Annotated in this window: 25 protein-coding genes; 18 read left to right on the top strand and 7 right to left on the bottom strand. The window is 58.7% G+C overall.

Annotated elements, in window-relative coordinates; translation table 11 throughout:
- The 3 genes from PROAA_RS02165 to PROAA_RS02155 all read right to left on the bottom strand — a co-directional run.
- A partial coding sequence (locus tag PROAA_RS02165) for an acetyl-coenzyme A synthetase N-terminal domain-containing protein (RefSeq protein ID WP_281182217.1) occupies positions 1 to 336 on the bottom strand: 336 nt, incomplete at its 3' end.
- A gap of 45 nt (positions 337 to 381) precedes the next feature.
- Positions 382 to 1,524: a diguanylate cyclase gene (locus PROAA_RS02160; RefSeq protein WP_186409744.1), complete on the bottom strand. Its 1,143-nt coding sequence runs from the start codon at positions 1,522 to 1,524 to the stop codon at positions 382 to 384.
- A 47-nt stretch (positions 1,525 to 1,571) separates the two neighbouring features.
- Entirely contained in the window at positions 1,572 to 2,567 is a 996-nt protein-coding gene (locus PROAA_RS02155; protein ID WP_186409743.1) for an oxidoreductase, read from the bottom strand.
- Between the two features lie 238 nt (positions 2,568 to 2,805).
- On the opposite strand from PROAA_RS02155, the gene PROAA_RS02150 reads away from it, so the two are divergent.
- Together PROAA_RS02150 and PROAA_RS02145 are read left to right on the top strand one after the other, a co-directional pair.
- Positions 2,806 to 3,318, top strand: coding sequence for a C40 family peptidase (locus PROAA_RS02150; protein ID WP_186409742.1), 513 nt, complete (start codon positions 2,806 to 2,808; stop codon positions 3,316 to 3,318).
- A gap of 63 nt (positions 3,319 to 3,381) precedes the next feature.
- Positions 3,382 to 4,407, top strand: coding sequence for a Fe(3+) ABC transporter substrate-binding protein (locus tag PROAA_RS02145; protein WP_186409741.1), 1,026 nt, complete (start codon positions 3,382 to 3,384; stop codon positions 4,405 to 4,407).
- Between the two features lie 56 nt (positions 4,408 to 4,463).
- Here PROAA_RS02145 and PROAA_RS02140 read toward each other — a convergent pair whose 3' ends face one another.
- Positions 4,464 to 6,098, bottom strand: coding sequence for an ABC transporter permease (locus PROAA_RS02140; RefSeq protein WP_186409740.1), 1,635 nt, complete (start codon positions 6,096 to 6,098; stop codon positions 4,464 to 4,466).
- A gap of 106 nt (positions 6,099 to 6,204) precedes the next feature.
- Between PROAA_RS02140 and PROAA_RS02135 the strand changes: the two genes are divergently transcribed.
- The 7 genes from PROAA_RS02135 to PROAA_RS02105 all read left to right on the top strand — a co-directional run bounded on the left by PROAA_RS02135 (position 6,205) and on the right by PROAA_RS02105 (position 13,233).
- A complete protein-coding gene (locus tag PROAA_RS02135; RefSeq protein ID WP_186409739.1) occupies positions 6,205 to 7,314 on the top strand; it encodes an ABC transporter ATP-binding protein in 1,110 nt (369 codons plus the stop codon).
- Entirely contained in the window at positions 7,311 to 8,090 is a 780-nt protein-coding gene (gene aat / locus PROAA_RS02130) for a leucyl/phenylalanyl-tRNA--protein transferase (RefSeq protein WP_186409738.1), read from the top strand. The genes PROAA_RS02135 and aat overlap by 4 nt, the downstream gene beginning before the upstream one ends.
- A gap of 56 nt (positions 8,091 to 8,146) precedes the next feature.
- Complete coding sequence (locus PROAA_RS02125) at positions 8,147 to 8,902, top strand: arginyltransferase (protein ID WP_186409737.1); 756 nt, start codon at positions 8,147 to 8,149, stop codon at positions 8,900 to 8,902.
- 37 nt (positions 8,903 to 8,939) lie between these two features.
- Positions 8,940 to 9,905 (top strand): magnesium/cobalt transporter CorA, encoded by a 966-nt coding sequence (corA, locus tag PROAA_RS02120; protein WP_186409736.1) that lies wholly within the window; start codon positions 8,940 to 8,942, stop codon positions 9,903 to 9,905.
- An 84-nt stretch (positions 9,906 to 9,989) separates the two neighbouring features.
- Positions 9,990 to 10,874: an alpha/beta fold hydrolase gene (locus PROAA_RS02115; protein WP_186409735.1), complete on the top strand. Its 885-nt coding sequence runs from the start codon at positions 9,990 to 9,992 to the stop codon at positions 10,872 to 10,874.
- Positions 10,875 to 10,957: 83 nt separating this feature from the next.
- The gene (locus tag PROAA_RS02110) at positions 10,958 to 12,466 is read left to right on the top strand and encodes an alpha/beta hydrolase (RefSeq protein ID WP_186409734.1); all 1,509 of its coding nucleotides are present in this window, start codon (positions 10,958 to 10,960) and stop codon (positions 12,464 to 12,466) included.
- A gap of 113 nt (positions 12,467 to 12,579) precedes the next feature.
- Positions 12,580 to 13,233: an esterase/lipase family protein gene (locus tag PROAA_RS02105; RefSeq protein ID WP_222102054.1), complete on the top strand. Its 654-nt coding sequence runs from the start codon at positions 12,580 to 12,582 to the stop codon at positions 13,231 to 13,233.
- 139 nt (positions 13,234 to 13,372) lie between these two features.
- Here PROAA_RS02105 and PROAA_RS02100 read toward each other — a convergent pair whose 3' ends face one another.
- From PROAA_RS02100 to panE, 3 genes are all read right to left on the bottom strand, one after another.
- Positions 13,373 to 15,229, bottom strand: coding sequence for a cation:proton antiporter (locus PROAA_RS02100; protein ID WP_186409733.1), 1,857 nt, complete (start codon positions 15,227 to 15,229; stop codon positions 13,373 to 13,375).
- Positions 15,230 to 15,434: 205 nt separating this feature from the next.
- Positions 15,435 to 16,223, bottom strand: coding sequence for a PhzF family phenazine biosynthesis protein (locus PROAA_RS02095; protein ID WP_186409732.1), 789 nt, complete (start codon positions 16,221 to 16,223; stop codon positions 15,435 to 15,437).
- Between the two features lie 47 nt (positions 16,224 to 16,270).
- Complete coding sequence (gene panE / locus PROAA_RS02090) at positions 16,271 to 17,236, bottom strand: 2-dehydropantoate 2-reductase (protein ID WP_222102053.1); 966 nt, start codon at positions 17,234 to 17,236, stop codon at positions 16,271 to 16,273.
- 151 nt (positions 17,237 to 17,387) lie between these two features.
- Between panE and PROAA_RS02085 the strand changes: the two genes are divergently transcribed.
- From PROAA_RS02085 to PROAA_RS02045, 9 genes are all read left to right on the top strand, one after another.
- The gene (locus tag PROAA_RS02085) at positions 17,388 to 18,662 is read left to right on the top strand and encodes an Eco57I restriction-modification methylase domain-containing protein (RefSeq protein ID WP_186409731.1); all 1,275 of its coding nucleotides are present in this window, start codon (positions 17,388 to 17,390) and stop codon (positions 18,660 to 18,662) included.
- Positions 18,663 to 18,703: 41 nt separating this feature from the next.
- Positions 18,704 to 20,020 carry a glutamate--cysteine ligase gene (gshA, locus tag PROAA_RS02080; protein ID WP_186409730.1) on the top strand — a complete coding sequence of 439 codons (1,317 nt, stop codon included), beginning with the start codon at positions 18,704 to 18,706 and terminating at the stop codon, positions 20,018 to 20,020.
- Positions 20,021 to 20,063: 43 nt separating this feature from the next.
- Positions 20,064 to 21,032, top strand: a complete 969-nt coding sequence (gene gshB / locus PROAA_RS02075) for a glutathione synthase (protein WP_186409729.1) — start codon at positions 20,064 to 20,066, stop codon at positions 21,030 to 21,032.
- Positions 21,014 to 22,090 (top strand): FAD:protein FMN transferase, encoded by a 1,077-nt coding sequence (locus tag PROAA_RS02070; RefSeq protein ID WP_186409728.1) that lies wholly within the window; start codon positions 21,014 to 21,016, stop codon positions 22,088 to 22,090. The genes gshB and PROAA_RS02070 overlap by 19 nt, the downstream gene beginning before the upstream one ends.
- A gap of 30 nt (positions 22,091 to 22,120) precedes the next feature.
- Positions 22,121 to 22,510: a PTS sugar transporter subunit IIA gene (locus tag PROAA_RS02065; protein ID WP_186409727.1), complete on the top strand. Its 390-nt coding sequence runs from the start codon at positions 22,121 to 22,123 to the stop codon at positions 22,508 to 22,510.
- Positions 22,511 to 22,532: 22 nt separating this feature from the next.
- Positions 22,533 to 22,802 carry an HPr family phosphocarrier protein gene (locus tag PROAA_RS02060; protein WP_186409726.1) on the top strand — a complete coding sequence of 90 codons (270 nt, stop codon included), beginning with the start codon at positions 22,533 to 22,535 and terminating at the stop codon, positions 22,800 to 22,802.
- Between the two features lie 7 nt (positions 22,803 to 22,809).
- Positions 22,810 to 24,552, top strand: a complete 1,743-nt coding sequence (gene ptsP / locus PROAA_RS02055; protein WP_186409725.1) for a phosphoenolpyruvate--protein phosphotransferase — start codon at positions 22,810 to 22,812, stop codon at positions 24,550 to 24,552.
- Positions 24,553 to 24,777: 225 nt separating this feature from the next.
- Complete coding sequence (gene metX, locus PROAA_RS02050) at positions 24,778 to 25,905, top strand: homoserine O-succinyltransferase MetX (RefSeq protein ID WP_186409722.1); 1,128 nt, start codon at positions 24,778 to 24,780, stop codon at positions 25,903 to 25,905.
- On the top strand, positions 25,902 to 26,067 hold a 166-nt coding region (locus PROAA_RS02045; RefSeq protein WP_342669202.1), incomplete at its 3' end, for a methionine biosynthesis protein MetW. The genes metX and PROAA_RS02045, both read left to right, overlap by 4 nt.

Here is a 26,067-nt window from a genome sequence, read left to right as displayed (position 1 = left end):
AACGCGGTCGCCCTTGCCAACGCCAAGGCTCTGCATGACCGCAGCCATGCGCATGACCTCTTTCTTCAGATCGGCGAAGGAGTAAACAACTTCCTGGTCGGTTTCGGTCGAGATGAAGACCAGCGCGCGGTCGTTCGGGCGCTTGGCCGCATGACGATCCACAGCGTTGTAGCAAATATTCGTCAGGCCACCAACAAACCACTTGGCAAACGGAGGCCTCGAAAAGTCGAGTGTCTGAGTAAACGGCTTGTGCCAGTCAATCAGCTTGGCTTCCTCAGCCCAGAAAGCATCCGGATTGTCGATGGATTGTTTGTGAAATTCCTTGATTGTCGTCATAAGTTTTCCTTTTTGCTGATACTGAACAACCTGCACTAATGGTAACTAATCCTGCCCGGCGTCTTTTCCCTTCTGCGCCAGGTCAAGCAAGCACTTCTCAATATCTGCCATGGGCAGATCCAACTTCAACTCCCTTTCCAACACCTTCAATAGTGGCAACACCTGGCTGCCCAATGCGGCCAGGTGCGGCACCACCTCACTCTCATGCCCGGATTTGATCAAGGCGATGGCATGCTCAAGCCGTGGCGCAACCGTCGCAGTCAATGGCTGAACATTGCACGCGATGACCCGATTGCCACCGGATTGCTGTGCCACCTTCAAACGCGACCCGGCCAATTCGATGAGCGCCCCTGCGGAGGATACCCCGTCTACAGGGGAATTGCTGACACCGACACTAACAGACAAGTTCAGACGCTGACCGTGTACCGCGATATTGGATACGCGGATGGCATCACGCAGCCGATTGCCGAAGGACTCGCATGCAGGATAGGGCGTTCCTGGCGAGATTACCACTAGTTGGCTGCCCGCAAAATGGCCCAGACTGTCTTCCTTGCGTACCTTGCTGACCAGCATGGCGATAAATCGTTGCTGCAACAGCTTCAATACGTCAGCTCCATGTTCCTCACGTATTGCGCCGACATTGTCGAAACCCATCACGATCGCACTGACTTCACTGTTGTGCCGCATGGCGTGCGACATCGCCTGAGCAGCCTGCAACTCGACGTACTTGCGCGTAAACAGGCCCGTTTCCGGATTCTGTACATGCTGCTCAAGGTTTTCCTTGAGTTGGTTCTGCGCTTCAGAAAGCTTGAGCAGCGATTCGATCCGCCCCAGCAGTTCGGCGCCGCCGGTACCTCGGCTGATGAAATCCGACGCGCCGTGCGTCTTGGCGCGCGCAAGAACCTCATCGTTGTCGCCAGAGATCATCAGCATCGGCATCTGCGCAATACGGGGCAGGCGCGAGGAGCGCACACGGACCAGCAAACCATCGCCGTCAAGCACGGGCAGGGAAAGCGAACAAATCACCAGCCGAATGGACTGATCAAGAACGAGAGCCTGCCAAGCCGCCTCCCCGTCCGATTCCTCACGAAAATCGTAAGAATCGCGGATATGCTTGACGATCATCGCGCGCACTATACGCGACCCATCGACAATCAATATACGTGGCAACTGGGTTGGATTTTCCATGCGTAATTCAGTTCGCAATTACCTTGAGCTATGCATCCGGATACAGACTAGGCGCCAGCCAATTCGACGACGACGCGACCACGCGCGCTTCCTTTAAGGAAATTCTGAAAGATGCCTGGCAATTCATCGAAGCCGATCCGGTGCGTCATTTCAAGCAAGCGACGCGGCCGCAGATCGTCTCCCAGGCGTTTCCAGACGCGGCTACGGTAGGGCTCGCCAATGTAACCCGAATCGATACCCAGCAAACATACGCCACGCAATATGAAGGGCATGACCGTCGAATTGAACGAGCCAGCCGCAGCCATGCCGATGCTGGCTATCGTGCCACCCTGCTTCATCGTACTGGCCGTCCAGGCCAGAACATCACCACCGAGATTGTCCACCGCGCCGGCCCAGAGCGGTTTGTCGAGCGGACGGATGCGCGATAGATCGAGCGCCGAGCGGAACATGACCTCGGCGGCACCCAAGCGTTTGAGATAGTCAAACTCGGCTTCTTTGCTGGTCAACGCCGTCACCTTATAGCCCAATTTGGACAGCATATCCACGGACAATCCACCGACGCCGCCGGTTGCCCCGTTCACGATCACTGGTCCTTTGCCGGGCGCGAGGCCATTTTCCTCCATACGAACAATCCCCAGCGCAGCGGTAAAGCCTGCTGTACCGAGAGCCATCGCTTCAAGAAGTGAAAGGCCGGCAGGCAGAGGGACTACCCAGTCGGCGGGAACGCGCGCGTACTCCGCATAACCGCCATGGTGTGCAACGCCGATATCAAAACTGGTTGCGATCACCTGATCGCCGGGCTTGAATCGCGAATTCGTGCTGCTTGCGACAATCCCCGAGAGGTCGATGCCGCCAACGCAAGGAAACCGACGAATGATACGCCCGGCACCAGTCGCGGCCAAAGCATCCTTGTAATTGACGCTGGAATAAGCAACCCTGATCGTCACCTCGCCAGGATCAAGTTGTTCCTCATCCATGACGACGAAATCAGCCTGCGTTTTTCCATCCACTTCTTTGATCAGATAAGCCTTGAAGGGGCTCATGAGCGCTCCTTGCTGGAATCGGAGATTTCTTGCGACACGGCCGAAGTCGGCAACGCCAACAGCCATTTGTCGATTATAAGCACAAAACCCTTCTACCAGTATCCATATACGCGGCTAAAGAGGGAATCACAAAGACACTATTAATCATGTGGTTACGCGGTGACGCCCGGCAACCTTCAGCGGAAGTCGTGGACGAAAGGGTTTACACCCGGAAGTTTTTCTTTTAGATTGCCCTCCCATGACTTATATAAGACTACGCTCAATCCTGCTTGTCGCCGTTGCAATCTTGCTATTCGGCTCTGGCATGGTCCAGGCGACCGAGCAGCAGCAACGAGCCAGTGAGGAGCCCTCACTGCTGGAACGCTACACGAGCAATGCGCAGGATTTGATCCTCAAGGGCCTTGAGCTGGTCGGAATCAAGTATCGGCGGGGCGGCACGGACCCCGATATCGGGCTGGACTGCAGCGGATTTGTTCAAATCGTTTTCAAGGATGCCATCGGCCTGCTTCTGCCACGCACAGCGCGTGAACAAAGCGAGGTCGGCAACGTTATCGACAAGAACGAACTCAAGGCGGGTGACCTTGTTTTCTTCAATACCATGCGTCGCGCCTTCTCCCATGTCGGCATTTACCTGGGAGACAACCGCTTCCTGCACGCACCGCGTAGCGGCGCAGAAATACGTGTCGAGGACATGAGCCAAAGCTACTGGACAAAACGCTACAACGGAGCACGGCGCATCGTTGAACGCTGAGATGACGGCACAAAACTCCGAAGGACGCGCAGGCGTTCTTTTTTAATACCAGGAGTGATCATCATGTATTCCCCCTTAGCTCGCATCGGCCTTGTCATCGTCTCTTGCGTCGCATTAACTGGCAGCACTTACGCCGACGACAAGGAACTGAACCTCTACTCTGCTCGCCACTACCAGACCGACGAAGCACTTTATTCCGAATTCACCCGGCAGACGGGAATCAAGATCAACCGCATCGAAGGGAAGGAAGACGAACTGCTCGAACGCATCAAGAATGAAGGCGCCCACAGCCCGGCCGATGTTCTTCTGACCGTCGATGCCTCACGTCTCGCGACCGCACATGAGATGGGGCTCTTCGCTCCGCTTAAGTCGAAAATCCTCGACCAGCGCATTCCTGCGAACCTGCGTACCGAAGACTGGTTTTCCTTCTCGACGCGCGCCCGGGTCATCGTTTACGCCAAAGGTTCTGTCAAAGCCGAGGCTGTTCAGAACTACGCCGACCTGGCTCAGCCGAGACTCAAGGGCAAGTTGTGCACTCGATCCGGCTCGCACCCCTACAACCTTTCCCTGATGGCGTCCTTCATCGCGCACCATGGCGAAGCCAAAGCCGAGGAGTGGGCAAGAGGCATGGTCGCCAACTTCGCACGGTCCCCCAAGGGCGGCGATACGGACCAGATCCGGGCGGTGGCCGCTGGTGAATGTGAAGTGGCGCTTGCCAATACCTACTACGTGGCTCGTCTGATGCGCTCGGACAAACCCGATGACTGGAAAGTGATGGAAAAGGTGGCGGTCGTCTTGCCGGATCAGCAGAGTTTTGGAACACACATCAACGTGTCCGGTGGAGGGATGCTGAAGCACGCACCACACAAGGATGCCGCGCTCAAGTTCCTGGAGTATCTGGCGAGCGACGAAGCGCAGCGCTTCTTTGCCGACGGCAACAACGAATGGCCGGTAGTTGTCGGGGTCAAGGTTAATAACCCGGCGCTGGCGACGCTTGGCAAGTTCAAGGCTGACGCGCTACCGGTTGGCTCGCTGGCGATGTACCGATCGAAAGCGCAAGTGATCTTTGATCGCGTGGGTTATCGATAGAAAGATCCAACCACGGCGATCGCGGCTTGCCGCCATGTTCGCCGTGGGCACTTCATTCAGCTTCTGTTCTTGGCGATCTGCCGCGACAGCGCTATCAACGGTAGCACTCCGACCGCAACAATCGCCAGGGACGCGGTCGAAGCTTCGGCCAGACGTTCATCCGAAGCCAGAGTGTAAGCCTGGGTGGCCAGGGTATCGAAGTTGAAGGGTCGCATCACCAGCGTTGCGGGCAGCTCCTTCATTACATCGACGAAGACCAGCAGGACAGCGGTGAATAAGCTGCCGCGCACGATCGGAAGATGCACCCGCCGCATGAGCTCTCCCTGCCCGGTGCCCAGACTTCGCGCCACCTCGTCCATGCTCGGCGTCACCTTGGCCAGACTTGCGCTGACCGACTGCAATGCCACGCCAAGGAAGCGCACCAGATAAGCATAGATCAATGCCGCGATGCCGCCCGTAAAGAGCAGCCCCGGATTGATTCCGAACCAGAGTTCCCATTGTGAAGCCAGCCAGTTATCCAGTCGCGTTACCGGGATGAGTACGCCGACGGCGATCACCGAACCGGGAACGGCGTAGCCGAGGACAACCAGACGGTTAAACGATTTCGCGACAAACCCCTTCGACGCGCGGGCACCATAGGCCAGCAGCAAAGCCAGGGCAACGGCAATCGCCGACGTCAGCCCGGCCAGCACGAAACTGTTTCCGGCCAGTGAAAAGAAATGCTCGCCGAACTGTGCGTCACCCTCGGTCAACGCCAGTCGCAACAGCAAGCCGGCGGGCAGGAGGAATCCGATCAACAACGGAATGCCGCATACCGCGACCGCCATCGCAGCACGACCGCCCTTCAGCACATGGCCGGACAGCGGACGATGGCGAACCGTCGTATTGTGAAACCTCGCCCGACCGCGCGAAAGCCGCTCGATTACAAGCAGTACGACGACAAAGCCAAGAAGCGAAGCCGCCAGTTGAGCCGCCGCGATCCGGTCCGCAAATGAAAACCACGCACGATAAATTCCGGTCGTAAAAGTCTGCACGCCGAAGTAGGACACCGTGCCATAGTCGGCCAGTGTCTCCATCAGCGCCAAGGTTGTGCCAGCAACCACTGCCGGCCGCGCCAGCGGCAGCGACACCCGGAAGAAGCTGCGCCACGGACCGAGCCCGAGCGTGCGCGCAGCATCCAGCATACCGCTGGCACGCTCGATGAAGGCCGTGCGTGCCAACAGATAGACATAGGGATAAAACACGAATACGAACATCGTCACGGCACCGCCCGTACTGCGCACGTCCGGGAACCAATAGTCGTCGCGGCTCCAGCCGAAGGTTTCACGCAGTCCGCTTTGCAGCGGGCCGACGAATTGAAGAAAGTCTGTATAGACGTAGGCCAGCACATAGGCTGGAATCGCAAGCGGCAAGACCAGCGCCCATTCGAATATGCGCCGTCCGGGGAAATCGTGCATCGCGGTCAGCCAGGCCGTGGCGACGCCGACGATGACGACACCGAATCCCACGCCCAGACACAGCAAGAGCGTGTTGCCGACATACTCCGATAAGACCGTTGAGGCCAGATGAAGCCAAGTCGGACTGGTCCCGCCACTGAATATGTTGGCAAGAACGCTGGCCACCGGAAAACCGATCAAGGCAGCAATCAATGCGGAAACGACGAGGAGCGAATTGAAACGGGAGAGTTTCATGGCCGACCAAAAAAGAAAGCGAATTATAATTGACCGCCTCGGGCAGCTCTGATCCTCTCCGCTTTTTTCCGCTGCTTCAACCTGCACCTGTTTCCAAATTCTCCTGATGGCTCATCTCGAACTTGACCGCATCGTTCAGCGCTACGGATCGCACACCGTCGTCGATGGCGTCAGCTTTCGTGTTGATACCGGCAGCATCGCCTGCCTGCTTGGCCCTTCCGGCTGTGGCAAAACGACCCTGCTGCGCTGCATCGCCGGATTCGAGCCCATCGCCGAAGGTGAGATTCGGGTTGACGGAGTTTCGGTCACCCGCCCCCACTTCCGTGTAGTGCCCGAGCGGAGACGCATCGGCATGGTTTTTCAGGATTACGCCCTCTTCCCTCACCTCACGGTCGCCGGCAACATTGCGTTCGGTTTGACCTCACTCGGCGCGGACCAGCGACAGACGCGTGTCGGTGAATTGCTATCCACCGTTGGCCTTGACGGCCTGGGTAGAAAGTTTCCGCACGAACTCTCCGGCGGACAGCAGCAGCGTGTCGCGATAGCCCGTGCCCTCGCCCCGCGCCCGCAACTGATCCTGCTCGACGAGCCCTTCTCCAATCTGGATGTCGACCTGCGCGAGCGCCTGTCGCTTGAGGTACGCAGTATTCTCAAGCACGCAGGCATCACCGCCGTGCTCGTTACGCACGATCAGCATGAAGCATTCGCCATGGCCGACGAAATCGGCGTCATGGATGAGGGCAGAATCCAGCAGTGGGACACGCCCTACAACCTCTATCACCGGCCAGGCAACCGCTTTATCGCCGACTTCGTGGGTCAGGGTGTATTCCTGCCTGGCACGGTCATCGACAACCATCGTGTCGAGGTCGAACTCGGTCTGCTCGAATCGCGCCTGCCGCTTGAATGCATGCAGGGCTGCAATACCTGCGGCAAGGGTTGCCATGTTGAAGTGATGCTGCGTCCGGACGACGTTATTCACGACGACCGCAGTGAATTGCAGGCCGAAGTCGTGCACAGCGCCTTCCGTGGCGCCGAATTCCTGTACACCCTCCGACTGGCAAGCGGGGCAAGAATTCTTTCGCTCGTACCCTCGCACCACAATCATGCCATTGGCGAACACATCGGAATCCGCCTCGACATCGACCATGTCGTCGCCTTCCGGACAGATAGCCTGACGACGCGCCCCATCGCCCAGCCCGTATTGATCCAGCGATGATTCCCTGGCTCGACAGCGCCAACACCTTCCCTCCACTCGAACTCGCTCTCAGAGAGCCGAACGGTCTGCTCTGCGCAGGCGGCGACCTTTCTCCGCAACGCATTGTCCAAGCCTACCGGCAGGGCATCTTCCCCTGGTTCTCGGATGGCGAACCCATCCTCTGGTGGAGTCCCGACCCACGCATGGTTCTCTTTCCCTCCGAGTTCCGGTTTTCACGCTCACTGCGCCGCACTCTGCGCGCGAACGATTACCGGATCAGGCTCGACGGTGATTTCCCGGCAGTCATCGACTCCTGCGCCCGTACACGACGCCAGGGCCAGGCGGGGACCTGGATCACCGCCGAGATGCAGGCGGCCTATTGCACATTATTTGAGCGTGGCTATGCCCACTCCGTCGCAGTCCGGGTAAATGACAAACTGGTCGGCGGCCTGTATGGGCTGGCCATCGGCAAGATGTTCTACGGAGAATCCATGTTCTCGCACGCAACCGACGCTTCGAAGATCGCACTCGCGCACCTTGCGCGCTTTCTCCGCAAACAAGAATTCGGCCTGATCGATTGCCAGATGACGACGCCGCATCTTGCCTCGCTGGGCGCACGCGAAATATCTCGCGACGACTTCCTGGCCCGGGTACACGAGCTGACCGTCATCCCCCCGCCGTGTGGCCGTTGGCCGATCGACGGTGCGAGCGAGGGTTGGGACCAGGAAACTGGCGGCATGCAACATGACAATCGGATCATCCCGCCCGACAAGGCCCAGCGAGGCCCATCGCGGTAGACGCGACGTTGATTTGGTGGCAGAGTTTTCCCATGTCAACCGGATGAAGAACCCCGATGTCTCGCCTCAACGATTCCGAACTTCCCTTCTCGCTCTTGCAGTTTTACAACACGGCCGCCTACCCGTGCAGTTACCTGTCCGGCGAGCAGGCCATTTCGCAAGTCGCCACGCCAACCCATCTGATCACCACCGAAGTCTACGGCGACCTCGTACGCAGCGGATTTCGTCGCAGCGGCGTCTTTACCTACCGCCCCAACTGCGAGAAATGCAAGGCCTGCGTTCCAGTACGACTGCCGATTGCGCGCTTCGCCCCCAACCGCAGCCAGCGGCGCTGCCTCAAAACGCACGCTACTCTGCGCGCCCGTGAACTCCCGCTCATGTATTTCGACGAGCACTACCGGCTCTACTTGCGCTACCAGGCCGCGCGGCATATTGGCGGCGGCATGGATCAGGACAATCATGAGCAGTACTCGCGTTTCCTGCTGCAGAGCCGCGTCGACAGCCGGCTGATCGAATTCACCGAGAACGACGTATTGCGCATGGTCAGCATCGTCGACGTGCTGAACGACGGCCTTTCCTCCGTCTACACCTTCTACGACCCCGAAATCAAAGGCGCCGGCCTCGGCACCTACAATATCCTTTGGCAAATCGCCCAGTGCGCTGCCAACAACTGGCCCTATCTGTACCTTGGCTACTGGATCCGCGACAGTCGAAAGATGGCATACAAGGCCAACTTCCGGCCCATCGAGGGACTGATCAACGACGAATGGCAAGCGTTCGACGCTGCCGACCCGAGCGTCGGAAACCGCTAGCCTGGCAAGCGTCTATCAATAAGAAGAGGGATAAGCCGTGCTGATCAATTGCGTCGCCTACGAAAACGGATCACGCCTGGCCGACCTGCAGGCCGAGGAAATCAGCGACTACCTGGCCCGGCCGGGCTGTTTTGTCTGGGTGGCTCTGCGCGATGCAACGGAGCAGGAGCTGGATCAGATGAAGGAGGAATTCGATTTGCACGAACTGGCGGTCGAAGACGCCCGCCATGGCCACCAGCGACCGAAGATCGAGGAATATGGTGACTCGGTGTTCGCTGTGATGCACCAGCTGGAGCTGAACGAGGGCGAATTCAGCGGCAGCGAAGTTAACGTCTTTGTCGGCCGTAACTACGTGCTGTCGGTCAGAAATCGCAGCAAGCAGCATTTCCTGGGCGTGCGCGAACGCTGCGAGCGGGAACCCCATTTGCTTGAGCATGGCGCTGGATTCGTCTTCTATGCCCTGATGGATGCGGTGGTTGACCGCTATTTCCCGATCATGGACGGACTGGAATCGGAGCTCGAAGATATCGAGGAAAAGATTTTTGCCAAGAGTGCGGCTCGTACCAGTATTGAGCAGCTGTACGAACTGAAGCGCAAGATCACTTTCCTCAAGCATGCAGTGGCTCCCCTTATGGATGCGACCGGAAAACTTTTCAGTGGCCGAGGGCCGGTGGTATGCGCCAACACCCGCGACTATTTCCGGGACGTCTATGACCACCTGACCAAGATCAATGCCTCGCTCGATACCATCCGCGACACCGTGAGCACAGCCATCATGGTCAATCTGTCGATGGTGGCCATCGAGGAAAGCGAAGTAAACAAGAAGCTGGCGGCGTGGGCCGGAATATTCGCCGTCGCCACGGCCTTTGCCGGCATCTGGGGAATGAATTTCAAGTTCATGCCCGAACTGCAATGGGAGTATGGTTATCCCGTGGCTCTCCTGTGCATCAGTTCTACCTGCGCCTTTTTGTACAGTCGTTTCAAACGCGCCGGATGGCTTTGAAGCGCAGCGCCCTGCCACCCTGCCACGGCGGGTCAGTCACGCCAAAATCTCTCCGCCGATGAACGTCCGACCCGTCTGCCTCCCATGCCACGCATTGCAGCCAACGCGATAGAACTTCACTACGAATCATTCGGCTCGGCCAGCGCCCCCGCCATTCTCTTGATCATGGGGCTGGGCGCACAGATGACGCGCTGGAACATCGAACTCTGCGATCTTCTGGTACAGCGTGGTTTTCGCGTCATCCGCTTCGACAACCGCGACTGCGGTCTGTCGACGCTCTGCGATGGCCAGGGGCTGCCCGACATCGGCGCCGCTTTGCGCGGGGGTTCGCTGTTTGCTCTGCCCTACACGCTAGATACGATGGCCGCCGACTGCATCGGTCTGCTCGATGCGCTGGACATTGACACGGCGCACCTGGTCGGCGCCTCGATGGGGGGGGCGATCGCCCAGATCATTGCCGCCCGCTTCCCGGAACGCACGCTGTCGCTGACCAGCATCATGTCGTCGAGCGGCAACCCGCTGCTGCCGCCCCCTGCGCCAGCAGCCGCCCTGTCACTCTTCGCCCCGCTACCCGTGGCGCTTGACCGCAAGACCATTGTCAATGACGCCATCGCCCGTTTCATGGCAGTTGCCAGCCCGGGCCATCCGACTGCGCCGGAAGACTTGCAGACTATGTTCGGCAAGGAATACGACCGCAGCTTCTATCCTCAGGGCGTGGCTCGACAACTCGGCGCCTTCATAGCCAACGGTGATCGCCGGCCGCTGCTCAGACGCATCACCTGCCCCACCGTCGTTCTCCACGGCAAAAACGATCCGCTGATCAAGCTGGCGTGCGGCGAGGATGTCGCCAACAACGTTCCGGATGCGCAGCTGCGTGTTGTTGAGGGAATGGGGCATGATTTCCCGGTGGCGTTGACGGAGACCTTCGCCGACGCGATCTGTCGGGCCGCGGCACGATCAGCGCGGTAGCCCGGGAATCCAATGATTGTCCAGCGGCCTCTCCACCCCTCAAGCGTCGTCTACCCAGGCGGCTCGGATTGTCTGGACGCCGTATGAAATCCCGTCTGCTGGGTCTGAGTGCTATTGCGGCAAAACGAACGTGGAGGCTGGCCATTCGCCTGACCACCATGCTGCTGCTTCTCTGTCTGGCAATCATCGTCGGCTTCACACTCTACGCGGTCAATGAATTGCCGCCGCTACAGCCATGGCACACCGAGCATCTTCACGAAGAATTCAGTGCGACCAAACACGGCACAATCGACTTTGAGGAATACCTGCGTCGAGAAGACAAGCTGTTCGATGATCTGCGCCACAAGACAGCGGAATGGGATACCAAGAACGATGCCTACATCCATAGCCGCTTCAATCCGGCCAGCCCGTTTCACCGTCTGGCCAATGGCGCTCCGTTCAATCGCTCGTTTACGCTGTCTCATCCCAAACCCGTGGGCCATGCGCTGCTGATCCATGGCTTGACCGACTCGCCGTATTCTATGAAAGCGCTGGCTGAAGCGCTGCACGCGCGCGCTTTCGAGGTCACCGTATTGCGCTTGCCGGGCCATGGCACTTTACCGTCGATGATGACCGAGATGCGTTTGCGTGACTGGACTGCCGCCGTCAGAATCGCCGCCCGTCATGTCGCCAGTCGCACTCCAGCCAGTCAACTGTTTTACATTGGCGGCTACTCGTCTGGTGGAACGCTTGCCTTGCAGTACACACTGGACTCACTGGGCGACGAACCCCTCCGAAAACCCGACCGGGTACTGCTCGTATCGCCCGCAATCAAACTGACCAAAGTCGCCGCGCTGGCCAACATTCTCGACCTTCTGGGCGTCGTGCCGATCCCGGCGCTGGATAAAGTCCACTGGCAGGCGATCGTCGCCGAGTACGATCCCTACAAGTTCAATTCGTTTCCGGTCAACGCCACGCGTCAGATCAACCGCGCCACGAAAGCGTTGCAGCGAGCGCTGGCGGATGCCAGCGATTCAGGACTGATAGCGCGCATGCCGCCCGTGATCACCTGGCAATCGGTGGTCGATTCAACGGTCGGGGCCGACGGCGCCACGGATATCCTGTATCCCCACCTCGACGGGCCACAACACCGACTTGTGCTGTTTGACGTCAACCGCCATCAGGGCTTGAGCAGCGTGCAACGGCCGGAATCCAAAGCATTGATCGACGCCCTGTCACAGGGCGCACGCGGCTACACACTGGATGTCGTGGCAAACGTCAACCCTGAAAGCCGGCAGGTAAGCATCAATCGACTGAATCCTGAAGGCGAGACAAGCAGCATCGAAACCGCACTGAACTGGCCAGACCACATCGTCTCAGTCGGACACGTGGCGCTGCCATTTCCGCCTGGCGACCCCGTCTACGGTTTCATGCCGGGGAGTGGTCGCGATGGCATCCCCAGCATCGGATCATGGCTGCTACGCGGCGAAGACGGCGCGATTGCCATTTCGCTCGGCGCCCTGAATCGGCTGCGCAGCAACCCATTCTGGCCCCTCATCGATGCCGATGTCGGCGAGATCGTTGCCTCCGACCTGGAGAAGCAAAAGCATTGAGAATGTGAAGGTCATCAGACGATCACCACGCTTGCCACGCGAGCAGACAATTCGTCACAAATAGCCACTCCGTCTGAACAACATCACCTTGTATCAAAATTTCGAACGGCGGCGTGGACCGGAGAATAGTGCGTATGGTCGATATGGTCGTATTGTTTGTTCATGGCATGGGGCGCTCCCCGATGTCGGGCTGGCCGATGTTGCACCATCTTCGCCGAGGGGGGCTGAAGGCGACCTCTTTCGGCTACATGACCTCCATGGAGAGCTTCCATTCGATTCAGTCACGCCTTGTAGAGCGGATTGTCGCCGTGGCGGCTACGGGCCACTACATCGTCGTCGGACACTCACTTGGCGGCGTCTTGTTGCGCGCCGCACTCAACTCGCTACCTGCGACCGCGATTCGCCCCCACCATATCTTCCTTCTTGGATCACCTGTTCATCCATCTCGATTGGCGCAACGACTGAAAAACAATATTCTCTATCGCGCACTTGCCGGCGACTGCGGTCAGATGCTGGCCTCTCCCGAGCGCATGAACGAGGTCGGAGCACTAAATGAAGCCACAACAAGTATTGTTGGCATACGAGGGATTGCAGCTACACGCAGTCTTTTTGGTGAGGAACCCAACGATGGCGTCGTGGCCGTTTCTGAAGCCAGTGCGCAATGGATAACCGATCAATGCCAGGTTCCAGTCGTCCACACATTGCTACCTTCAAGCAGGTGCGTCGCGGAGATCATTCGGGAAAAGCTGATTGTAGATGAAGGGTGACTTCGCAGCCGAGATCCCCAGACAAGGAGATTGCTGCATTTTTATGAAACCGTGTAGCAGCACCGTCGTTCTCCTTCTAGGCCCTTCTCGTGCAGAGCCCTAAATGGATTTGCACGAGATGTGTCAGATACGCTTCGGGTTACGGTCTGTGAAGCGCGGCTTCCGTGGCTGGCACTTTGACAGAGTCCCTGGCCAACGCTTTGCCTTCGCGTTTGTCCTCCGGAGCGAAATAGAAGACGTTCCAGCCTGGTTCCGCCGTGAAAGTCTGTTCACTGGAGTAAAGGCGAAAATTGCCGTCCGGCGTGACGGCGGCAACGATCAGCCAGTCTGCACCGGGTTTGCCGAAACGCTGCTTAAGCTTGGCGAAGGTGTAGGCCTTGCTCAAGACACTCGTTTGTATCTTCCAGCCATCCTTCAATAGCTGGGTCAGCTTCTCGAAATCGGCGTCGGCATTGAAGGCGATGTGGCCGCGACGCTGCAGGGTCAGGCGTTTCGGTTCGTGGCTGGACTCCTGGTGCGTGGCCAGTTGAAAAGTGCGGTGATGTCCGAAACTCCGGCCCATCGCCTTGCAAACCAGGGCGTTGTAGAAATCATTGTCAGTGGCGGCCAGCAGATGGTTCAGATGCAGTGTTTCCAGCGTGTGCTCGGCATGTTCGGAGAGAATCTCGCCGTAGTAGATATCGATGCCCTCCATGCGTGCCGGCTTTAGCCGGTGATAGGCGCCGTCCACCAACAGGACTTCAACATCCTGATCTTTCAGCGCCTTGGCGAGCGCATTGGTCCACGGCGAGGCGCCGACAATCAGCAGCCCGTTGGCGTGCTTGGCCGCCAGGCCGAGGTGACGTGAAAGCCGGCCAATGGTCAGGCCGTGGGCGAGAACGGTGGTGATGATGACCAGAAAGACGATCAGCAGCAGCTTTTCGCCGTCTGGATAGCCCGCTGCGACCAGGGCGGGGCCAAATATACCGGCCGTTGCCGCTGCGACAATGCCGCGTGGCGCGATCCATGACAAAAGCTTGCGGTCGGCCATGCGCATCGGGGCGCCGATGGTGGCCAGCATGATAGTCAGGGGTCGGACAACGAGCAGCACGGCGAGGACAAACAAGATCATCCGGAAATCTATCAGGTAGGCCAGTTGCCGGTCGAGCTGCGACGGGATGACGATGAACAGCACGGAGAGCAGGATGACCGTCAGGTTCTCCTTGAAGCGCATCAGATCTTCTCTGTCGACCAGCTTCATGTTGCCGAGGATCAGACCCATGGCCGTGACGCTGAGCAGACCGGCTTCGTGCTGGACCATGTTGCTGGCCGAATAGACGAACAGGACCAACACCAGCAGCAGCGGCGCCTTGAGGTGTTCGGGAACCAGCCCGCGCTGGTAAACCCAGCCCGTCAGCCAGCCGCCGCCACCGCCGAGCACGATCATCACCGCCAGGGCCAGACCGACACCGGCCGCCGTTTCCGCCATGCCGCTGCCGGCAATTGTGAAATACTGGAAGGCGAGAACGGCCAGCAGGACGCCGATCGGGTCGTTGACGATGCCTTCCCATTTGAGCAGCGAGGCGGATTCCTTGTTGAGACTGACCTGGCGGAGTAGCGGCATGATCACGGTTGGCCCGGTGACCACCAGAATGGCACCAAGGACCCAGGAAACCGGCCAGCTCAGGCCGGCGATATGATGCGCCGCGAAACTGCCGAGTAGCCAGGCGAGGGGTGGGCCAAGCAGGGTCAGGCGGCCGATACCCTTGCCGGCCCGGCGCAAGTCCTCGAGCTTCAGGTCCATGCCGCCTTCGAAAAGGATGATGGCGACACCCAGCCCGATCAGTTCGGACAGATCATGGGGCGGCAGGTCGAGCTTGATCAGTCCGGTAACCGGCCCGAAAGCCAGGCCGGCGGCAATCAGCACGACTATCGCCGGCAGCCGGACTCGCCAGGCGAACCACTGGCTGGCGAGCCCGGCGAAGAGGATGGTCAAAAGAAGGGCGGCGGAATTCATTCGGGGATCAGGTTGAGATACGCATCGGGCACCCCCACAAGATGGGGCAACAATCCTGCGGCGCGCGCTCGACTCGTCAGGAGTGTCAGCCGAGAAGCCGGTGCCACCCCATCTATTCTTTGCACAGTCTAGCAGATGCCAGTTCAGGCAAGCCACGGCTGCCCGAATGATATTGCTGCCCACAACTCGTGCAGCGCGGATTACCCTATTCGGGCAAGGTGATCGTCGCCACCATGATGGTGACGGCAGAACCGGAAAGCAGCACCCGGCTACCTTTCACCTCGCACAGGATATCGCCGCCCCGCCTGGAGACTTGCCGGGCGGCAAGGACGTCCTTGCCAAGTCGATCGCTCCAGTAAGGCGCCAGCGTGCAATGCGCCGAGCCGGTGACCGGGTCTTCGGAAATGCCGAATTTGGGCGCAAAGAAGCGGCTGACAAAGTCGACGTCGCTGCCGGGCGCGGTCACGATCACTCCGCGCAGATCGAGCCGGCCGAGCAGTCCGTAGTCGGGGTCGATGGCGCGAACGGCTTCCTCGTTGTCGAACACAGCGAGGTAGTCGTCAGCGGACAGGACTTCAGCGGGTTGCTTCCCCAGGGCTTCGGCCAGCTCGTCCGGCGCAAGGCAAGCTGCGGGAGGCCGCGCGGGAAAGTCCATGATCAGCAGATTGCTCTTGCGTCCGACGATCAGTTCGCCACTGCGCGTCTCGAAGGTGATCGACGGATTCGGGTAGCCCAGCACATCGAACAGAACATGCGCTGCCGCGAGGGTGGCGTGGCCGCACAGATCGACCTCCGCGACCGGCGTAAACCAGCGCAGCCGAAAGCCTTTGGCGGACGGCACGAAAAAGGCGGTTTCCGACAGGTTGTTTTCTTCTGCGATAGCCTGCAACAGGCCGTCGTCCGGCCAGCTCGCCAGCGGGCAGATCGCTGCCGGGTTCCCGACAAATGGCCGGGTCGCGAAGGCGTCGACCTGATATTGAGTGATCCTGTACATCGCTTTGCTGCTTGAGTGTCAGTCACCGATGCACGGGAAATCGCGCATCACTTTGATGCGGCTTTGCGCCGGAAATCGTAGGCCTGCAGATGTGAATAGGCGAGCCGGAGCATGGGCGCATCAACCGCGTTGGCCTGGGCGCGCACGACCATGTCGCCGAGAATATGATCGGCTTCGGTCGGCCCACCGCGTTCCATATCGCGCAACATCGAAGCCATCAAGCTCGATCCGTGTTCGGTCAATTGTTTGCGATAGGCGGCCAGTTGCGATTCGGACACAGGGTAACCGCTGACTGCCGCAATTCGGGCACATTCGGCAAGCATACTGGTGATGAAGGTTCCACCTGCCACGGTGCTCAGTATGTCGCCGATGCTGGCGCGGAAGGTACAGGTCGAACCCGCCAGCGTGGACAGGAAAACGATCTTGTCCCACATGGCCTGATCGATGTTGTCGGAAAGGTTGAATTCGATCCCTGACGATGCGAGAAGCTGCGCCAGCGGCTGCAACCATTTCGGGGGTTGCGGTGTGCGCGAGCCGGCAAACAACCGGTGCAACTTGTAAAGGTGCTTGATTTCGCCGTTCGGTGCCAGCATCACCGAGATGAACGCCACGCCGCCAAGCACGCGCTCCGAACCGAAGCGGGCGACCAGGGTGTCGATGTGCAGAACGCCGTTCAACAACGGCAGGATGACACTGTCTTCGCCAACGGCCGGCGCAATAGCTTCAATTGCCGATTCGAGATCATAGGACTTGCAGGAGAGCATGATCACGTCAAACTGAGTATTCAGCTCGTCACCGGTCAGAACCTTGGGGGTGATCTGCAAGTCGCCCGAGGGGCTGGTCACTTTCAGCCCGTTTTCTCTCATTTGGGCGGCCCTGGCGGGACGAACCAGAAATGTGACATCGCCTCCAGCAGCATGAATTCTTGCGCCAAAATATCCGCCGATTCCACCCGCTCCCAATACAAGAATTCGCATCGCTGATCTCCCGATAACCGTGACAAAAATTAGCATGCCACTCTACTCCTTTTGACATTTCAGCGAAAGCCGAAGCCGGCCAAGGGAGTGTCGAAGAGCACGTGATGACGAGAGGAACTCATCGGAATTCTAGTTTCACCGTTCAAGCGTATACTCGGTTTTATTGCGACCATGCGCACGCCGCCATATGCCTTCAACTGTTGCCGCCCCTTCAGCTTCGGAATACGAGGTTGCCACCCTCGGCCAGATTTTCACGCCGCCGGCGATTGTCGACTGCATGTGCCAACTGGTGCGCAATAGCGGCAGGGTGCTGGAACCGGCCTGTGGTGACGGCGCCTTTTTCCGGCGTTTCCCCGGCGCACTGGGGATCGAGGTCGACCCCCGTCACGCACCGCCAGGCACTGAGGTGATGAATTTCTTCGAGCTGGCGGACGACGAGCTTTTTGCCACGATCATCGGCAATCCGCCGTACGTGCGTTACCAGGACATCTCGCCGGGAACACGACGACTGGCCGGGAAAAGCGTCCTCGACAAACGCGCCAACCTCTATCTGTTCTTCATCGAGAAGTGCCTGCGCCATCTGGAACCGGGCGGCGAGTTGATCTTCATCACACCACGCGACCTGCTGAAGGCAACTTCGGCCGTGCCCCTGAACCGCGTTCTTTTTGCCGAGGGAACGATCACCGATTTCATCGATCTGGGCGACTCACGGCTGTTCGACAAGGCGACGCCGAACTGTGCGATCTGGCGCTTTGAACAAGGCAATCGCTCGCGACTCACCCGCTATGCCACCCTTGGCTTGGCCGATGGCGCGGCGGGGCTGGCGCGCTTGCAATGGAGCGAGCGGCGTTTCGTCGAAAGTGGCGGTCACCTGTTGTTTGCGCAACACGACTATCCGTTGCGTCTGTCCGATATTGCGTTTGTGAAAGTCGGTGCAGTATCCGGCGCCGACGATCTCTACACCAGCAATGAACTCGGCAATCGCGACTTCGTCTGTTCATCAACGGTGGCCGACGGTTTGACACGCCGGATGATCTGGTGCGAGCCAGGCGACCGGCCGGTGGACGCACTGTTGCCGCACAAGGAACGCCTGATTGCACGTCGAATCCGCCACTTCGATGAATTCAACTGGTGGCAGTGGGGGCGCAGCTACTACCAGTCGGAACAAGCCCGCGTTTACGTCAATGGCAAGACGCGCCGGTCACGACCCTTCTTTGCCCATGACTGCTTGAACTACGACGGCTCGGTTCTGGCCGTTTTTCCGCACGACAAGACGCTTGACGTTCGGTTGCTGGCGGAGGCGCTGAACAGCGTTGACTGGAGCGATCTTGGCTTTGTTTGCGACGGGCGCTTCCTCTTTACCCAGCGTAGCCTTGAGCAGTCTCCGCTACCCGCCTCCTTCCGCTCGTTCCTGCCGCCGGGCGGTGTAACATGGTGGGACAAACTCAAAAAGCTAATATGAAGCATATTGATCTTGCTTACAGGCATGACCGGAGATAAGCCATGGTTCCTCATCTAACAACCGCTCTCACCGGCCCTCTTCTGGCACTGGAGGCGAACTTCCTCGACGCCACTCCCGATATCGAACGCTGGCTGCGCGGCATGTGGCAGGAGCATACGCCGCCGTTCTATGGATCGGTCGATCTGCGCAACTCCGGTTTCAAACTTGCGCCAGTCGATATGAATCTGTTTCCCGGCGGTTTCAATAACCTGAATTCGGCCTTTCTGCCGCTCTGCGTGCAGGCCGCGATGACGGCCATCGACAAAATCTGTCCGAGTGCGAAGAGCCTGCTGTTGATTCCCGAAAACCACACGCGCAACCTTTTCTATCTTCAGAATGTGGCTCAGTTGGTGGCCATTCTGCGCCTGACGGGTCTGAACGTTCGTATCGGATCCCTGCTGCCGGAAATCGTCAAGCCGACGCCGATCGAGCTGCCCAACGGCACCACGCTGTTGCTCGAACCGCTGGTGCGTAGCCAATATCGCCTGGGCCTTGAGGGCTTCGATCCCTGCGTCATCCTGCTCAACAACGATTTGTCGGCCGGAATTCCTGCAGTACTTCAGAGTCTTGAAGAACAGTTCGTGTTGCCGCCCTTGCATGCCGGCTGGGCCGTACGCCGCAAATCGACGCATTTTGCTGCCTACGACGAAGTGGCTGGAGAGTTTGCCCAGTTGGTGGGAATCGACCCCTGGCAGATCAATCCATACTTCGCAGTCTGCAGCAGCGTCAATTTTTATGAACGTCAAGGCGAGGAATGCCTGTCGTCCAGCGTTGACGCGGTACTCGGCCTGATCCGCAAGAAATACAAGGAATATGGCATCGAAGAAACACCGTATGTGGTGGTCAAGGCCGATGCCGGCACCTATGGCATGGGTATCATGACGGTCAAGGATGCCTCCGAAATTACCGGACTGAACCGCAAGCAGCGCAACAAGATGTCGGTCATCAAGGAGGGGGTGAACGTCTCGCAGGTGATCATCCAGGAGGGCGTGCATACCCACGAACGGGTTGGCAAGGAAGACCAGGAAGGCGTCGCCGAACCGGTTGTATATATGATCGACCGCTATGTTGTTGGTGGCTTCTACCGCGTTCACTCGGGCCGCGAGAAGGATGAAAACCTTAATGCGCCAGGCATGCGTTTCGAACCGCAGGCCTTTGAAACCAGTTGTTCGCTGCCCGACCAGTGCCAGAACCCGGATGCACCGCCCAACCGCTTTTACGCCTACGGCGTGGTGGCGCGACTGGCGCAGCTTGCCGCGTCGCTTGAGCTGGAACGTACGACACCGGCGGCAGTGGAAGACATGGCGGTGTCGTTGTAGCTGTGCTTCCAATCTACCCAGCCCCCGCCCAGGAGGAATATTCATGCGTTTCGCTTTCATTATCGACCCGCTTGATTCGCTGAAGGCCTACAAGGATACAAGCGTCGCCATGATGCGCGCGGCGCAGGCAGCCGGCCATGCCGTGTGGGTGATCCAGCAGTCCGCCATTCATTGGTCGTCGCAGCATGGCGTGTGCGCCGACGCGTCACACCTCGTCATGCTGGAAGACGATACGGAGTGGTTCGTGGTAATGGACCGCCACGTCGTGCCACTGCGTGATTTCGCCGCCGTGGTCATGCGCAAGGATCCCCCCTTTGACATCGAATATGTCACGACCACCTGGCTGCTTTCGCGCGCCGAAATCGAAGGGGCACGCATCTTCAACCGACCGCAGGCGCTGCGCGACCATTCCGAGAAGCTTTCCGTGGCGGAGTTCGCACAATTTGCCGTGCCCACTCTGGTATCGCGGGAACCGGCTCTGATTCACAGCTTCATTGACACACAGCACGATGTCATTCTGAAGCCGCTAGATGGCATGGGCGGGAGCCAGATCTTTCGCGTCCGCAATGATGATCCGAACCGCAACGTCATCGTCGAGACATTGGTCGAGGATCCGCTATCGCATGATGGCACGCGAACGATCATGGCGCAGCGCTATATCCCCGAGATCACCGATGGCGACAAGCGCATTCTACTCGTCGGCGGCGAACTGGTGCCCTATTGTCTGGCGCGCATTCCGAAGGCCGGCGAGACGCGCGGCAATCTGGCCGCCGGTGGCAGTGGCGTGGCGCGCGAGCTGACAGCCCGCGACCGTGAAATTGCCGGCGCACTGGCACCGGTACTTGCCGAGCGCGGCCTGCTGCTCGTCGGAATCGACGTGATCGGGGACTGGCTGACGGAAATCAATGTTACCAGCCCGACCTGCATGGTTGAGATTTTCCAGCAAACCGGTTTTGATGCCGCACAGATGTTCATCGCCGCGCTGGAGCATGAATGCATTGTGCCCGTTTAGCCGTTCTGCTGGCCCTGCTCCTGTCTCTGGCAGCCTGTACCAAGGCGCAACTGCACCATCAAGAGTCCTTCGTATTCGGAACACGTGTCGAAGTTCTAATCGCCGGGCTAGACGATGCGCAAGCGCGCCCGGCAGCGGCCGCCGTGCTGCGCGAATTCGACCGCTTGCACCGTACGTACCACGCCTGGCAGCCGTCCGAACTGAGCGCTTTGAACGACGCCATTGCTGCCGGCAAGGCGCTGGAAGTGACTCCCGAAATGGCCGGGTTTCTGGTCGATGCACAGCGCATTGCCGCAGCCGGCGATCACCTATTCGACCCTGGCATCGGTAACCTGATCGAGCTGTGGGGTTTCCAGTCCGATGAGTTCAAAGCCACCCTTCCCGATCCGGTAAAACTCGCTGCATGGCGCGCGGCGCATCCTGGCATGGCCGATCTGCGTATTGAACGTACGTCTGTAAGCAGCCGCAATCGTGCCGTCGCCATCGACTTCGGTGGCTATCTCAAAGGCGTTGCGTTGGACCGTGCAACGGCCATCCTGCACGAGCGAGGTGTAAACAACGCACTGATCAACATCGGCGGCAACGTAATGGCACTCGGCACGAAAAACGGCGAGCGCTGGCGCGTCGGCATCCAGCATCCTCGTCAGCCGGGACCGTTGGCCACGGTCGAACTCAACGACGGCGAGGCGATTGGCACTTCCGGTGACTATCAGCGCTACTTTGAGCTGGATGGCAAACGCTACTGCCACCTGCTTGACCCGCGTAGCGGCGGGCCGGCCATGCAGACCCAGGCGCTGACCGTGCTCATCACGCCACGCCCTGCCGCCGGCACGCTCTCCGATGCGGCGTCCAAGCCGCTTTTCATCGCTGGAGCCGACTGGCCCGAATTGGCAAGGAAGCTGGCAATCGATCAGGTATTGCGGGTTGATGCCGAGGGCCGCATCCAGGTCAGCTCAGCACTGCATCGTCGCCTTGAATTTGTCGGGACTGAACCGAAACGGCTCGATATTTTTTCGCTTGACGGTTCCAGGCCTCACGGAATACGTGGAATCCCTTAGAATGTCGGCTGATTTCCACCGGAACGCACGATGATAGGCATTCTTCTGATTACGCACGGCACGTTTGGCGAAAGCCTGATTCAGAATGTCTGCCACGTTCTAAACAAACGGCCGCCACTGATTGGCCAACTCGGCGTTGCTGCGCAAGACGACTTGCTCGATGTTCTGCCGATGGCCGAACTGCTGTTGAAGGAAGTCGATCAAGGCGAAGGCGTGTTGATCCTGACCGACGTCTTTGGCGCAACGCCGGCTAATCTCGGCCTGAAGTTGCTGTCGCCGGGTCGGGTCGAAGGCATTGCCGGCGTCAATCTGCCAATGCTGTTGCGCGCTCTGACTTATCGGGATCGCGGGATGAGCATCCTCCTGCAAAAGGCGGTGAGTGGTGGTCACGATGGCGTCATCAACATGCGCCAGCACTAGCGGATTATCGACAGGAAAATTGATGGCACGAGCTGAAATCGAAATTTCCAACAAACTGGGCTTGCATGCCCGTGCCTCGGCCAAGCTGACCCAGCTGGCCGGCAGTTTTCATTCCGAAGTCTGGCTGGAGAAGGGGAGTCGCCGAATTAACGCCAAAAGCATTATGGGTGTGATGATGCTGGCAGCAGGCAAAGGTTCAACCGTCGTTGTCGAGACCATCGGCAACGATGAACAACCCGCACTCGAGTCCCTCCTTAAACTGATCGGAGACAAATTTGGCGAGGGAGAGTGATCAAACCATGAGTTTCACTTTGCACGGTCTCGCCGCATCGAGCGGCATCGCAATTGGTCAGGCGCACCTGATCTCGCAAGCCACGCTTGAGGTGTCGCACCTGGTCATCTCGCCACGCATGGTCGAAAAAGAAGTCGCGCGTTTTGAAACCGTACTGGAGCAGGTACGAAGCGAGTTCGCGACAATGAAGAGCGAGATGGGGAAATCTCCAACCGACATTGGCGCCTTCATCGACCTGCATATGATGATTCTTGCCGACCCGGAATTGTCCGAAGTGCCGAAGCAGATCATCCGTGAACGTCGTTGCAACGCCGAATGGGCAATCGTGCAACAGATGGAGTTTCTGGTCGCCCAATTCGAAAAGATTGGCGACGCCTACCTGCGCGAACGCAGCTACGACGTGCGCCAGGTCGTCGAACGGGTCGTCAGAGTGCTGATCGGGCGGCCAAGTCATTCTGCTGTCAAGGTACCCAAGGGGGTCCGGGGAGAAAACCTGATTGTCGTCGCCCACGACCTTTCTCCTTCCGACGTCATGGCGTTCAAGGATCAGCAATTCGCTTCCTTTGTTACCGACGTTGGCGGCATCACTTCGCACACTGCCATCCTGGCACGCGGTATGGGCGTCCCGGCGGTGCTTGGTCTGCACAACGCCCGCCAGCTGATTCGCGACAAGGAAACAATCATTGTCGACGGTACACGCGGCGTAATCATTGTCGACCCTGATCCACGCATTCTGGAAGAATACGAGCTAAAGAAGAGTCAGATCGAGATCGATCGCTCAAAACTCAAACTGCTCAAGAGCACGCGGGCAACGACCCTCGATCGCGTCAAGATCGATCTGCTCGCCAACATCGAGGAACCGAGCGATGTCGCAGCAGCGCTCGACAGCGGCGCCGAAGGGGTCGGTCTGTTCCGTACCGAGTTCATTTTTCTCGGACGTGGCGACATGCCATCCGAGGATGAGCAGTTCGAGGCCTACCGTACGGCAGTCAAAGCGATGCAAGGAAGACCGATAACGATCCGTACCTTTGACCTTGGCAACGACAAGAACCTGCATTCGGACGACATAATCGGGGGCCGGAGGCGCGACAACCCGGCGCTTGGCCTGCGCTCAATTCGCCTCTCGCTGGCCGAACCCGCATCGTTCCAGGCGCAGTTGCGCGCCATTCTGCGCGTCTCCAAGCTGGGCAAAGTAAAAATTCTGATCCCGATGATGTCGCACGCGCATCAGATCGACCAGACGCTGGCTGCGCTGGAACAGGCAAAATCCAGCCTGCGCGGAGGAAGAATAGCTTTCGACGAGAACATCGAGATCGGTGGAATGATCGAGGTACCAGCAGCGGCACTGGCGGTCGGAATCTTCCTGCGCCGCATGCATTTCCTTTCGATCGGAACCAATGACTTGATCCAGTACACCCTGGCCATTGACCGCAGCGATGAGCAGGTTTCGAACCTGTATGAGCCGCTGCACCCCGCCGTTCTCATGCTATTGGCGCACGTCATCAGTACCGCAGAGAAAGTCAACATACCGGTATCGATGTGCGGCGAAATGGCTGGCGACCCCAACCTGACCCGCTTACTGCTGGGCATGGGCCTGCGCGAATTTTCGATGCATCCGTCGCAAATTCCGGCAGTCAAGCAGAAAGTCAAGCAGAGCGACATATCCGAACTGATACCGATCACACGCCGCATTCTGCGCCTGGAGGAATCCCCGAAAATTCGGGAACAACTTGATCGACTCAATAGCTGATGGCGGACACCCAAGCTACGTAAAACTGTTTGCTGTTTGCCGTTCGCTATTGCCTGGTCGGGGGCACCCCGACGAATTTGACTTTTCCAAGGACTGCCGGTAAGTTTCCGAACCAGCGCCGATTTGAATCATCAGCTTGCGGGCGCTTAATAAATACGGCTAAAGCGGGACCAGCCCAGTCCGCTTTGTCAGGCCGACTGGGTTTTTTCTTCCGATAAGTTCACGATGTCACAACAAAATTCTGTCGGGATCGTTGCGCCGCAACGGGCCCATTTCAATGAGCCGATTGCACTCAAGAGCGGTGCACTGCTTCCAGGCTTCGAGTTGGTATTTGAAACCTACGGGACGATGAATACCGCTCGTTCCAATGCCGTGCTGGTATGCCACGCCCTTTCCGGCGGTCATCATGTTGCCGGTGTTGACGCCAGCGACCCCACGAACGTTGGCTGGTGGGATAACCTGGTTGGGCCCGGCAAGCCTCTCGATACCGACAAGTTCTTTGTCGTCGGGGTCAACAACCTCGGCGGCTGCTACGGTTCGACAGGGCCCTTGTCGGTCAACCCGATTACCGGCAAACGCTATGGGGCGGATTTTCCGATGGTGACGGTCGAGGACTGGGTAGCGGCGCACGCGCGTCTGGCCGACCATCTGGGCATAGATACCTGGGCCGCAGTCATCGGCGGTAGCCTCGGCGGCATGCAGGCACTCGAGTGGGCCTTGCAGTACCCCGATCGCATACGGCATGCCATGGTGATTGCTTCCGCGCCCAAGCTGTCGGCGCAAAACATTGCTTTCAACGAGGTCGCTCGTCAGGCTATTCTTTCCGATCCCGACTTTCATGGCGGCCATTACGCCGAACACGGCGTCGTGCCGGTCCATGGCCTGCGGCTGGCGCGCATGGTTGCCCACATCACCTATCTCTCGGATAGCCAGATGGGCGAAAAATTCGGCCGTCAGTTGCGCCATGGCGAGCACAAGTTCAGCTTTGACGTCGATTTTGAAGTCGAGTCCTACCTGCGCTATCAAGGCGACAAGTTTGCCAGCTTCTTCGACGCCAACACGTATCTGAACACCACCAAGGCCCTCGACTACTTCGATCCCGCCTACGCCTACGATGGCGACCTAGCCGCGGCCCTGGCGCGGGCCAAAGCCAAGTTCTTTGTCGCCAGTTTCTCAACAGACTGGCGTTTTTCTCCCGCGCGTTCGCGTGAAATTGTTTTTGCCCTTCTGCATAACAGACGGCATGTTGCCTACGCCGAAATCGATAGCGACGCGGGGCACGATTCCTTTCTGCTGGATGACGCCTATTATCACGCCGTATTGCGCGCCTACCTGGAGAACATATCAGTATGAGCAATGGAAACCCGCTGACGGCCATCGAGCGCGAGCGCTTCGATTTTGCCGTCATCGCCAACTGGATTCCGCCCGGAGAGCGCGTACTTGACCTGGGTTGTGGTGACGGAAAGTTGCTGCGCTATCTTCGCGAAAGCAAAGGCGTCGTCGGTTACGGCGTCG

Source organism: Candidatus Propionivibrio aalborgensis (genome assembly GCF_900089945.1).
In the GTDB taxonomy this organism is placed as follows: domain Bacteria; phylum Pseudomonadota; class Gammaproteobacteria; order Burkholderiales; family Rhodocyclaceae; genus Propionivibrio; species Propionivibrio aalborgensis.
This window is presented reverse-complemented; position numbering and strand designations above follow the sequence as displayed.

Coding starts and splice junctions, on each gene's coding strand:
- PROAA_RS02160 (WP_186409744.1), bottom strand. CDS start 1,524: ATGGAAAATCCAACCCAGTTGCCACGTATATTGATTGTCGATGGGTCG.
- PROAA_RS02155 (WP_186409743.1), bottom strand. CDS start 2,567: ATGAGCCCCTTCAAGGCTTATCTGATCAAAGAAGTGGATGGAAAAACG.
- PROAA_RS02150 (WP_186409742.1), top strand. CDS start 2,806: ATGACTTATATAAGACTACGCTCAATCCTGCTTGTCGCCGTTGCAATC.
- PROAA_RS02145 (WP_186409741.1), top strand. CDS start 3,382: ATGTATTCCCCCTTAGCTCGCATCGGCCTTGTCATCGTCTCTTGCGTC.
- PROAA_RS02140 (WP_186409740.1), bottom strand. CDS start 6,098: ATGAAACTCTCCCGTTTCAATTCGCTCCTCGTCGTTTCCGCATTGATT.
- PROAA_RS02135 (WP_186409739.1), top strand. CDS start 6,205: ATGGCTCATCTCGAACTTGACCGCATCGTTCAGCGCTACGGATCGCAC.
- aat (WP_186409738.1), top strand. CDS start 7,311: ATGATTCCCTGGCTCGACAGCGCCAACACCTTCCCTCCACTCGAACTC.
- PROAA_RS02125 (WP_186409737.1), top strand. CDS start 8,147: ATGTCTCGCCTCAACGATTCCGAACTTCCCTTCTCGCTCTTGCAGTTT.
- PROAA_RS02115 (WP_186409735.1), top strand. CDS start 9,990: ATGCCACGCATTGCAGCCAACGCGATAGAACTTCACTACGAATCATTC.
- PROAA_RS02110 (WP_186409734.1), top strand. CDS start 10,958: ATGAAATCCCGTCTGCTGGGTCTGAGTGCTATTGCGGCAAAACGAACG.
- PROAA_RS02100 (WP_186409733.1), bottom strand. CDS start 15,229: ATGAATTCCGCCGCCCTTCTTTTGACCATCCTCTTCGCCGGGCTCGCC.
- PROAA_RS02095 (WP_186409732.1), bottom strand. CDS start 16,223: ATGTACAGGATCACTCAATATCAGGTCGACGCCTTCGCGACCCGGCCA.
- panE (WP_222102053.1), bottom strand. CDS start 17,236: ATGCTAATTTTTGTCACGGTTATCGGGAGATCAGCGATGCGAATTCTT.
- PROAA_RS02085 (WP_186409731.1), top strand. CDS start 17,388: ATGCCTTCAACTGTTGCCGCCCCTTCAGCTTCGGAATACGAGGTTGCC.
- gshA (WP_186409730.1), top strand. CDS start 18,704: ATGGTTCCTCATCTAACAACCGCTCTCACCGGCCCTCTTCTGGCACTG.
- gshB (WP_186409729.1), top strand. CDS start 20,064: ATGCGTTTCGCTTTCATTATCGACCCGCTTGATTCGCTGAAGGCCTAC.
- PROAA_RS02070 (WP_186409728.1), top strand. CDS start 21,014: ATGCATTGTGCCCGTTTAGCCGTTCTGCTGGCCCTGCTCCTGTCTCTG.
- PROAA_RS02065 (WP_186409727.1), top strand. CDS start 22,121: ATGATAGGCATTCTTCTGATTACGCACGGCACGTTTGGCGAAAGCCTG.
- PROAA_RS02060 (WP_186409726.1), top strand. CDS start 22,533: ATGGCACGAGCTGAAATCGAAATTTCCAACAAACTGGGCTTGCATGCC.
- ptsP (WP_186409725.1), top strand. CDS start 22,810: ATGAGTTTCACTTTGCACGGTCTCGCCGCATCGAGCGGCATCGCAATT.
- metX (WP_186409722.1), top strand. CDS start 24,778: ATGTCACAACAAAATTCTGTCGGGATCGTTGCGCCGCAACGGGCCCAT.